This window comes from Nostoc sp. (assembly GCF_036917755.1).
Lineage (GTDB): Bacteria > Cyanobacteriota > Cyanobacteriia > Cyanobacteriales > Nostocaceae > Nostoc.
This window is the reverse complement of sequence record NZ_JBALFC010000040.1, coordinates 26,228-35,966: the sequence shown is the minus strand read 5'-3', so window position 1 is coordinate 35,966 and position 9,739 is coordinate 26,228. Positions and strand designations below refer to the sequence as shown.

Genomic DNA, 9,739 nt, shown 5'->3' with positions numbered 1-9,739 from the left:
CCTCATCTCCCTCATCTCCCTCATCTCCCTCATCTCCCTCATCTCCCTCATCTCCCTCATCTCCCTCATCTCCCTCATCTCCCTCATCTCCCTCACTCCCTCACTCCCCCACTCCCCACTCCCCCACTCCCTCACTCCTCCCCTGCTTCAATAATCCGTTGAAAAAGATAACCAGTACCCCGCGCTGTGAGAATCAATTCTGGGTTGCTGGGATCATCTTCTAACTTTGCCCGCAAACGGGAGATATGCACATCAACTACGCGAGTATCAACATGGCGTTCTGGTGTGTAACCCCAAACTTCCTGCAAAATTTCCGAACGAGAAAAAGCTTCTCCAGAGCGACTGACTACCAACTCTAACAAGCTGAACTCCATACCCGTCAATCGAATTCGCTCATCGCCTTTATAGACTTGTCGCTTATTCGTATCGATTTTAATATTAGCGACATGGATCACCCCAGAACTAGGAATGCCAGAACCACTGGCTTTGTCTACCCGCCGTAGCACCGAACGAATTCTAGCTTCTAGCTCCTTGGGGGAAAATGGTTTAACTACGTAGTCATCTGCACCCAATTCTAGCCCAGTGATGCGATCGGCGACATCACCCAAGGCTGTTAGCATAATAATGGGGACATCTGATTCTTTTCGTAATTCTTGACATACACCATAGCCGTCTAGCTTTGGCATCATTACATCCAAAACTACCAGGTCAGGATCAGTTTTGCGAAAAGTTTCTAAAGCTTCTTCCCCGTCGCCAGCCGTCACTACATCGTAGCCAATCATGGAAAGGCGCGTTTCCAAAATCCGGCGAATGCTGGCTTCGTCGTCTACCACCAAGATTTTTTCTTTATGGCTTTCCAAGTTTCTCAAGGCTCCTTCACTAAAAATTTACATGATTAATTTTTAATACCATAATATTAAGATATCATTCTATGAATTGATTTGGAAAAAGCTCTAAATACTACTATGATTGGATTTTAGTTTTTTTCAAGAATTAAGTAAATATTAAGATTATTTAATAAGATTTCAGAATGGCAAAGCCAAAAACCTTTTTCGTTTGTAACGAATGTGGAGCAGAATCGCCCCAGTGGTTTGGTAAGTGTCCAGCTTGCGGCACTTACAACTCTTTGGAAGAACAAATTTCTATCCAGTCTTCAGTAGATGTACCCAGTCGGGGGGGAGTGAGTAGTTGGCAATCAACTCAAACCAATGGCAAATCTCACGCTAAACCAGCTAAAGCGCGAGCCTCCTTAACATTTAACCAAATTACCGATCGCCAAATCGCCCGATGGGAGTCTGGTTATGGAGAATTGGATCGGGTACTTGGGGGTGGGATTGTTCCCGGCTCTATGGTGCTAATTGGTGGTGATCCGGGTATTGGTAAATCTACTCTATTATTGCAAGTATCAAATCAATTAGCGCAAAAATATCGCATCCTTTACGTAACTGGTGAAGAATCGGGACAGCAGGTAAAATTACGAGCTTCTCGTTTAGGAGTATCAAAACCCCTAAGTGTGGTTAATGAGGAGGATGTCACAGTAGTAATAGAGACTATACTTCCCATAGACCCTGACAGTATAGGCGCAGATTTATATGTACTGCCGGAAACAGATTTAGAAGAAATTTTACGGGAAATAGACTCTCTAAAACCAAATGTGGCGGTAATTGATAGTATCCAAACTGTGTTTTTTCCCGCTTTGACTTCTGCACCCGGTTCGGTGGCTCAGGTACGGGAATGTACAGCAGCACTGATGAAGGTAGCGAAGCACGAAGATGTCACCATGCTAATTGTGGGACACGTCACCAAAGAAGGAGCGATCGCTGGGCCGAAAGTTTTAGAACATTTAGTAGATACGGTGTTGTATTTTGAAGGCGATCGCTTCGCCTCTCATCGGTTATTACGGACAGTAAAAAACCGCTTCGGCGCAACTCACGAAATCGGCATCTTTGAAATGGTGGCGGAGGGACTAAGGGAAGTTGCCAACCCGTCAGAGCTATTTTTAGGCAACCGTGACGATCCCGCTCCCGGTACTGCCATTGTCGTGGCTTGTGAAGGAACTCGTCCGATAGTTGTGGAATTGCAAGCCCTTGTAAGCCCCACCAGCTACCCTTCCCCTCGGCGTGCTGGAACTGGCGTAGACTATAACCGCTTAGTGCAAATTCTCGCCGTCTTAGAAAAACGGGTAGGTATTCCGATGTCGAAATTGGATTCCTACGTTGCTTCTGCGGGTGGGTTGAATGTGGAAGAACCGGCGGTAGATTTGGGAATTGCGATCGCGATCGTTGCCAGTTTCCGCGATCGCATAGTAGATCCCGGTACAGTATTAATTGGTGAAGTTGGGCTAGGTGGACAAGTGCGATCGGTTTCCCAAATGGAACTGCGGTTAAAAGAAGCTGCTAAGTTGGGATTTAAACGAGCGATCGTGCCAAAAGGGACAAAATTTCCCGACCTTAATATTGAAATATTACCAGTATCTAAAGTAATAGATGCGATTATCGCCGCCATCCCGCATCAGGAATTGACAGTCGACGATTTAGAACCCGATGAAGATGAGTAGATACGTTGCACGCAAAGTCTCTACATTTACCTCTTACTAAAGGAAAAGCCACCATGACAGTTACCCAAGACTATCAAATCACTTGGGAAAAACTACCCGATGATTACAAACTGCCAGATGATCCAGTGGACAACATCAACCAACCAGCCTTAGCCGCAGCACTTACACAAAGCTTAGAACTTGCCGGAAAACTTCCACCCAATGCCCTGACGCCAACTAATTACGGCATCTGCGCCACACTAAACGGCAAAATCGTCGTTAAAGCTCCAGACTGGGCGTATATTCCTAAAATTGGCGTTAATAGAGAAGAAGTAATACGCAGTTATACACCCCAACTACAAGGAGACATCCCGGTAATTGTGATGGAATTCCTTTCTGATACAGAAGGCGGAGAATATTCCATCAAACCCACCTATCCCCCTGGTAAATGGTTTTTTTACGAGTGCGTCTTAAAAGTACCAAATTATGTCATCTTTGAACCCGATAGCGGCAACTTAGAAGTTTATCGCTTAGATAACAATACAGGCAGGTACATTGTACAAACCTCCAACGAAAACCAACGTTACTGGATAGGGGAAATGAATCTTTACCTTGGCGGATGGCAAGGTATGCGTGAAAACCGCACAGGCAATTGGTTACGGTGGTGGGACGAACAAGGACAACTGCTACTTTGGGGTGCAGAATTAGCTGAACAAGAAAGACAACGTGCTGAACAGGAAAGACAACGCGCCGAACAGGAAAGACAACGCGCCGAACGACTTGCAGCACAATTGCGGGCGGCGGGGATTGAACCAGAAGTGTAATGAAATGTTTTAGGAAAAATTGAAAGCCACAGATTCCCGACTTCTTTGAGAAGTCGGGGATTTTGTTTCTCACAAATGATTAAGTAAGGCTATATTTTGGACTTTTTCGACTCGAATACCAGTTGTTAGACAAGATAAAGGTTTAACAACTGCGATCGCTATAAGTTTATTACGATTGAATATACTGCTTATTGTAGGCTCCATCAGAATTGCCTAAAGTTTATCTTGCCAAACGCCCTAGTGATGAAACAAATCAAAATTATTGTCGAAAAACATTCTGACGGTTATGTTGCCTATCCTATTGGTATAAAAGGGGGTATTGTTGGTCAAGGTGACACTTATGAAGAAGCCTTAACGGATGTCAAGTCAGCTATTCGCTGCTACATTGACCATTACATCCCTCAATCTGATCCCCCGCTTCCTCCTTGGGAAACGCTACCAACGATGTATGATTTACCAAGTGACAACCCAGAGGAACCAGGTTTGCCAGACGATTTTCACTTTTTACAACCCTTACTTTTATACTTAACTTTTCAACCAATTAACTGGAACCCCGAATTAGTTTATAGTGCTGCTGACCTGAATCTCTACTATGATATCCAGCATCCTTTATGTTATAAACGCCCAGATTGGTTTGGTGTAGTAGGAGTAGGAAAATTATACAAAGGGCAAGACTTACGGTTAAGTTATGTAACTTGGCAAGAGCCAGCAAATCCCTTCGTGGTTATTGAGTTATTATCTCCAGGTACGGAAGACGAAGATTTAGGCACAAGAAGAGAAAGTGCAGCAGATAAACCTCCTAGCAAATGGGAAGTTTATGAACGAATTTTGCGGATTCCCTACTATGTTGTTTTTAGTCGCTACACTAATGAACTTCGGGCATTTCAGTTAGTAGGCGGTCACTATGAACCGATGAATTTAACTAATGGATACCTACTAATGCCAGAGATAAATTTAAGTTTAGGCTTATGGCAGGGTTCATTTCGAGATATTGAAAGGTTGTGGTTAAGATGGTTCACTTTAGAAGGAGAATTAATTCCCGCACCTACAGAGGAAGCTGTTGCTGCAACTGAACGAGCTATCATTGCTGAACAAGAAGCTACCGAAGCTAAACAACAAGCTACCGAAGCTAAACAACAAGCTACCGAAGCTAAACAACAAGCTGCTCAAGCTAAACGAAAAGCAGAACAATTAGCAGAACGTTTGCGTCAGTTAGGTGTGAATCCTGATGAACTAGATGAATTATTATAGCTTGAGAAATTTTTGTCTTATACGTAGCATGATTTTCTGCTTTTGAGGAATCACTGTACTGAAAACTTTGATAGCTGATGCTGAAACAGCTAGTTAATAACGATATTGGCTCCCAGAAAGATTAATTTTTGAGCGCGATGTCTACGACGAGCTGCGCTAACGCATATTCAGCACTTGAAATACATATAATATTTCCTTTAGGAAGTCTATAGCAACGTCAGTTTTTCAGAAAAACTATGATGTCACGCTATATCCTTACTGTTCCCAAAGTCATTGTAAATTGGGTTACTAGGGGTAAGATAAGGTTCAGCAGCAAATCCAAAAGGCGATATTCGCAGATATTACCGCAGACACTGCTTATGTTGCGGCTGCTAAAATACGTAAGTATGAGTAGTATGATCAAACTATCCAGGTAAAAGTCGTCTATTTGGTCACACAAGACCATTAAAAGATTGTAGAAAAGTGTATTTCCTTGTCTCCGTAGTAGTGCTAATGTCAATTTGAAGGATATTATCAGCCTTTATCTGCTAGAGTTTCTGACTTTCAGCAAACTAGATAATTTATCAAGAATAAAATCGCTAGGAGTGCGATGAGATGTCACAGTCCCATATCACAAGACCAGAAATAGCTGCTGGAACTCTAATCGATAACCGCTATATTATCCAAAAACTTCTGGGACAGGGAGGATTGGGGCGAACTTACTTGGCGTTTGACACTCGTCGGTTTAATGAAGCTTGTGTTCTCAAGGAGTTTGCGCCCATTGGCACAGGGGAGAGTGGACTGGAACAATATCGCAACTTATTTAAAAGAGAGGCAAAAATTCTTCATCAATTGCAACATCCTCAAATTCCCAAATTTTTGGCTTGCTTTGAAGGAGATGGTCGGTTATTTCTAGTACAAGAATATGTTGACGGTAAAACATATTCTCGGCTGCTAGGAGAACTTCAAGGTCAAGGAAGAAATTTTTCTCAAGAGGAAGTTATCCAGTGGCTAAAGAATCTGCTGCCTGTTTTGGAATATGTCCACCAGCACAACATCATCCATCGAGATATTTCTCCTGACAACATCATGTTACCTGATGGCAAGGATCTGCCAGTGCTGATTGATTTCGGCGTAGGTAAGCAAATTGCTGACATGAACGAGGGGAGAAGTTCCAACCACCAGGTAACGTTTGTTGGCAAAATGTCCCTTGTTGGCAAAGTGGGATATGCTCCCCGCGAACAGATTAGCTTGGGTTTATGTTCCCCCTGTAGTGACCTTTATGCTTTGGGGGTAACAGCTATTGTACTACTTACAGGTAGAGATCCATCCTTACTAATGGATCAGTATTCTTTAGAATGGAACTGGCGTTATTATACCTATATTACTGATGATTTTGCTCAAGTACTCGATCATATGTTGGCAGATAGACCTAACAAGCGATACCAAACAGCTAAGGAAGTTCTTATAGATTTAGAGCGGATTGGAGAACCAGAAGTGCCAATGTCTCCCGCAATCATGGTTGATGATTTGCCTCCCACGGTATTTAACCCGGAATTTCAGGCTATCTCGGCCATATCCCAGGCATACAAACAACCTGGAGAAACAATTTTTAGTTCAGCTAGTTCATCTGCTAGTCCGCAAATTGGGCGAATTGAACAACAACAACCTTCTCTTAAACCAGCATTTATCAAACGTTGTCAGCAAGAGTTAGCCTACCACATCGGCCCAATGGCAAATCTGATTATAGAAGAAATATTAGCTCAAAATCCTGACATTTCACCTGACCAATTTGTTGAACTCATAACCAGGGAAATTCCTGACTTTCAAGCAGCTTTTGAATTTAAAAAAAGCTTATTCTCATAGAGAGTTGAACAATTTTGAATTTTGAATTGTTAATCTCCTGTACCTCCCTGAGTGCGTTTGATTCTTTTCATTGCCATTTCTAAACTTAACTGCATCCGTTTAAAAGCTTTAGCTAAATTACCGATTTCATCATTAGACATCTGCTCAAATTCAACTTCCATATGTCCAGTACTAACTTCTTCGGCTATGCGAGTCATGCGTTTGAGAGGCATAACAACTTGTCGATTCAAGAACAAGTTGACTAACAGGATAGTTGCTATAAATATAGTTGATACAATTAGGATAATTAGTAAGGAAGACTGATGGGCTTTATTGATGACATTATTTGCAGGTACTGATATGATTTGAGCGCCAACAATTTCATTAAGCTTCCACCCAAATCCATTAGCTGCACCATAAAGAGTAATCATACTTTGAGGTGCAGCTTCAGGTGTGCTATGACATTTCAGACAGCTCTCTTCAGAAATTGGTAGCGGACGAGCAATATAAAAGATATCACCACCAGGAAGTGAGCGAAATCCACTTACTTCTTTGAGGTCTGATTTATTTCTGAACCTTTCGACAATTTCTGTCTCAAAACCGTCAGCCTTATCCCGAAGAGTTGTGGGATTGAGAGTTGCTTCTTTATAAAAGAAATCACTGTAGTCTTTTGTTTTCCGTAAAATCTCAAATACCTCCCGTGCTGAGTATGCAGGCACACTTTGCGGCAAAAACTCAGTTGCCAATTTATCAGCTAGCTGTGGATTCACTTGAGTACTGGTGTATTTCCGAACAGAACTCATTGTTTCCATGAGCATGAGAGCAGTTGAGCTAATATCTTGTTTAGCATTTTCCCTGAGCAGAGAAGAAAGAGCAAATCCACTCAAGCTCAAACCAAATGTCAGAATTACAAGTAGCAGAATTGTAAATTTTTGTTTCAGATTGAGATTCTTTAGCATAATTTCTGATTATTTACAAGTCAAATTATTATGACCAAATATGGCTAAAGTTATCGTTTACTTTAGCATAAGCAATCAATTAAAGATTTTAGTATAAAGGTGATAGTTTAGTTAAAACTATTAGGCTATACCCAACTTTATATTAGTAATTATTGAGGTTAATGAAAATGTTCTTTAAGTAATTAAGTTCCAAAAGGCTACAACAGCAAAACAAAATGGAATTTCCAAAAATTCCTGTGGGCTGTTTTGATCCCGTGCCAAAATAAATACCAGCAATTGTCAAATATTACTAATGGTGTGGAATGCAGGAAAGTCTTTATTCGGTGGACGCTATATTATCGAAAACCAACTAGGTGAAGGCGGAATTGGCATTACTTATCTTGCCAGAAATCAACGGAATCAACAGCGAGTGATTAAAACCCTCAAAGAAGAAATCCTGAATCACCCTTCTTGGATACTCCACCGAAACAAGTTACGGCAAGACTTCCGTGATGAAGCTGTTCGGCTGGCGGTGTGTCACCATCCTCATATAGTACAGATAGAAACCATCTTCGATGAGGGAAATTTGCCCTGCATGGTGATGGATTACATCGAAGGCGAAGACTTAGCACAGAGGTTGAGGCGGATGGGGGTGCTATCAGAAGCAGAAGCGCTGCTGTACATCCGGCAAATTGGCGACGCTTTGACGCTAATCCACTCTAAAGGACTGCTGCATCGGGATCTGAAACCACGTAATATTATGATCCGCATTGATAAATCAGAAGCAGTGCTGATAGATTTTGGCATCGCTAGAGAATTTATTCCTAATATGATTCAAAGGCATACAGTGTATCGCACTCCTGGTTTTGCCCCACCTGAGCAGTATGAATCAGAAGCGCCACGAGGAGAATACATTGATATCTACGCCCTAGCTGCTACCTTGTATAATTTGCTTACCGCCGTTATCCCGACGAGTGCAGACGATCGCCGTCATAATATTAATTTAGAACCACCACAATATTTTAATCCTAAGATCAGCAACAGGGTCAATCAGGCTATTATGTGCGGCATGGATTTGGAGTCAACCTATCGTCCTCAGTCTGTGCAGGAGTGGTTGGATTTATTAGGACCTGATATTGGGGAGGATGTAACAGTAATATCATCTACCTTAGTAATAACGCCTAGACTTAAACCACCTCGACCTGTTGGATTAGATCAACAGAACTGGCAATGCATACAGACCCTCAAAGGTCATTCTAGTATGGTTCAGGCGATCGCCATTAGCCCAGATGGGCAATTTATTGCTAGTGGCAGTAATGACAAGACTATCAAACTTTGGCAACTGGGTACTGGCAAGCTAGTGCGTCAACTAGGTCGTTGGTTTTCAAGTCATTCCAATATGGTTCATTCTGTCGCCTTTAGTCCAATCTCCTCAAACTTTTATTATCAAGGAGAGTCCGGCAAATCTGCGGGAGTTACAGACCTGAACCGGGGGATTTTGGCTAGCGGTAGTTGGGATAACACAATCAAATTGTGGGATGTAAACACAGGCAAAGAAATTCGTACTCTCATGGGTCATGCAAACTGGGTGAATTCCGTTGCCTTTAGTCCAGATGGCAAGTTTCTGGCTAGTGGCAGTGCTGACTGCACAATTAAACTGTGGCAGGTACACACTGGCATAGAAATCCAAACTCTCACAGGTCATTCTGACTCAGTTTCGTCAGTCGCCTACTCTCCGAAAACACCGATAACGAATAGCAAGGATAGACAGCTGGTGGCTAGTGGCAGTAATGATTACACTGTCAAACTGTGGCAAGTATACACAGGCAGAAACATTTGCACACTTACAGGTCATTCCTTCTTCGTCAACTGTATTGCCTTCAGCCAGGATGGGGAATTTCTCGCCAGTGGCAGTGCTGACAACACGATTAAACTGTGGCATATAAATACAGGTAGAGAAATTCGTACTCTCACTGGCCATTCTGATTCAGTTTGGTCAGTCGCCTTTAGCCAGGATGGGGAATTTCTCGCTAGTGGTAGTTGGGACAACACTATCAAACTGTGGCACGTACAGAGTGGCAGAGAAATCAGCACACTTACAGGGCATTCTAACTATGTTAGATGCGTTGCCTTCAGTCTCGATGGCCAAACCCTAGTTAGTGGTGGTGATGACGACACTATCAAGATTTGGCGACGGGGATATTAACAATTCAAAATTCAAAATTCAAAATTCATAATATAGGACTCCTATTTGATTTTTGAAAAAAATCAGTACACTCCGAAAAGGCTTCTTCCCCACTCCCCACTCCCCACTCCCTGTCTACGCAAATAATTATGGCTACGCCACGCTGCGCGAACAAAAATCA

General features: G+C 42.4%; 7 protein-coding genes. 5 read left to right on the top strand and 2 right to left on the bottom strand.

The window, feature by feature from the left end; all coding sequences use genetic code 11:
* Positions 1-131: 131 nt before the first annotated feature.
* Complete coding sequence (gene rpaB, locus V7L05_RS10615; RefSeq protein ID WP_334952568.1) at positions 132-860, bottom strand: response regulator transcription factor RpaB; 729 nt, start codon at positions 858-860, stop codon at positions 132-134.
* 170 nt (positions 861-1,030) lie between these two features.
* Here rpaB and radA point away from each other — a divergent pair, with 170 nt between their 5' ends.
* From radA to V7L05_RS10595, 4 genes are all read left to right on the top strand, one after another.
* Positions 1,031-2,557 carry a DNA repair protein RadA gene (radA, locus tag V7L05_RS10610; protein WP_335164122.1) on the top strand — a complete coding sequence of 509 codons (1,527 nt, stop codon included), beginning with the start codon at positions 1,031-1,033 and terminating at the stop codon, positions 2,555-2,557.
* 53 nt (positions 2,558-2,610) lie between these two features.
* Positions 2,611-3,360 (top strand): Uma2 family endonuclease, encoded by a 750-nt coding sequence (locus V7L05_RS10605; RefSeq protein WP_335164121.1) that lies wholly within the window; start codon positions 2,611-2,613, stop codon positions 3,358-3,360.
* A gap of 243 nt (positions 3,361-3,603) precedes the next feature.
* On the top strand, positions 3,604-4,611 hold the full coding sequence (locus V7L05_RS10600; RefSeq protein ID WP_335164120.1) for a Uma2 family endonuclease: 1,008 nt from the start codon (positions 3,604-3,606) through the stop codon (positions 4,609-4,611).
* A 594-nt stretch (positions 4,612-5,205) separates the two neighbouring features.
* The gene (locus V7L05_RS10595) at positions 5,206-6,456 is read left to right on the top strand and encodes a serine/threonine-protein kinase (protein ID WP_335164119.1); all 1,251 of its coding nucleotides are present in this window, start codon (positions 5,206-5,208) and stop codon (positions 6,454-6,456) included.
* 29 nt (positions 6,457-6,485) lie between these two features.
* On the opposite strand, the gene V7L05_RS10590 is transcribed toward V7L05_RS10595, so the two are convergent.
* Complete coding sequence (locus tag V7L05_RS10590; protein WP_335164118.1) at positions 6,486-7,394, bottom strand: c-type heme family protein; 909 nt, start codon at positions 7,392-7,394, stop codon at positions 6,486-6,488.
* A 292-nt stretch (positions 7,395-7,686) separates the two neighbouring features.
* Here V7L05_RS10590 and V7L05_RS10585 point away from each other — a divergent pair, with 292 nt between their 5' ends.
* Positions 7,687-9,579: a serine/threonine-protein kinase gene (locus V7L05_RS10585; protein ID WP_335164117.1), complete on the top strand. Its 1,893-nt coding sequence runs from the start codon at positions 7,687-7,689 to the stop codon at positions 9,577-9,579.
* Positions 9,580-9,739: the final 160 nt, after the last annotated feature.

Coding starts and splice junctions, on each gene's coding strand:
- radA (WP_335164122.1), top strand. CDS start 1,031: ATGGCAAAGCCAAAAACCTTTTTCGTTTGTAACGAATGTGGAGCAGAA.
- V7L05_RS10605 (WP_335164121.1), top strand. CDS start 2,611: ATGACAGTTACCCAAGACTATCAAATCACTTGGGAAAAACTACCCGAT.
- V7L05_RS10600 (WP_335164120.1), top strand. CDS start 3,604: ATGAAACAAATCAAAATTATTGTCGAAAAACATTCTGACGGTTATGTT.
- V7L05_RS10595 (WP_335164119.1), top strand. CDS start 5,206: ATGTCACAGTCCCATATCACAAGACCAGAAATAGCTGCTGGAACTCTA.
- V7L05_RS10590 (WP_335164118.1), bottom strand. CDS start 7,394: ATGCTAAAGAATCTCAATCTGAAACAAAAATTTACAATTCTGCTACTT.
- V7L05_RS10585 (WP_335164117.1), top strand. CDS start 7,687: ATGGTGTGGAATGCAGGAAAGTCTTTATTCGGTGGACGCTATATTATC.